The organism is Bacillus sp. P4_D3 (assembly GCF_056401855.1).
Map to the genome: position 1 here is coordinate 1 of NZ_JBFUIN010001164.1, position 738 is coordinate 738.

General features: G+C 32.2%; 1 protein-coding gene. It reads right to left on the bottom strand.

Annotated features, from left to right (window positions below; translation table 11 throughout):
* Nucleotides 1–738 (bottom strand): HAMP domain-containing protein (locus AC1DTM_RS30000; protein ID WP_477001649.1); only part of this gene is annotated, 738 nt, incomplete at both ends.

Consider the following 738-nt stretch of genomic DNA (forward strand, 5'->3'; position numbering starts at 1 on the left):
CAGTAAGAGGGGTCTTTAATTCATGTGCTACAATCGCAAAAAACTCTCTGCGTTTTGTTTCTATTTCTCGTTCTTTTTCAATATCATTTTTTAATTGTTGATTTGCTTTTTTTAAATCAAACATAGCTTGTTGTAAGTTAATAGACATGTCATTCAAACTATTAGATAATTCTCCTAACTCATCTGTAGAGCGAACCTCAATTTTTTCGGAGAAATCTAAATTTGCCATCTTTTGTGCACCCTCATTAATATAAATAAGTGGTTTTGTAATAAACCTGGAATAGAAATAAGCACTCCCTACACCAATTACGAGTACAATGATACTAATATAGGGGAGAAAGCGTACTAAAACCTGTGAAGCTTCATCAATTGGTTGAAATGTAGCAAAGACTATAAGCGTTAAACTACCATCTTGGAATTGAATTGGTTTCGTAACGTTATATGAATTGCTAAGGGTACCTGCATTCTCGAACCGTGTCGCTCTAGTAACTACTGTTGTTTGCGAACCACTTTGAGTAAAAGAAAATGAAGGAGAGTATTTAATTATTCCCTCATTATTTTGAAGATAAAGCATCGCATTATTTTTCTTTGCGTATTCATCAAAAAGTGGTATCGCATCTTGAAACGTAAGATCTTTAGACTTATCAATTATTTCTTTTATCCCTGTTTGAAGTTGATCTGTTTTGTATTGCTCATAAAACGTAGGGAGAAAGAAGTATAAAGTTAAATAAATTAATA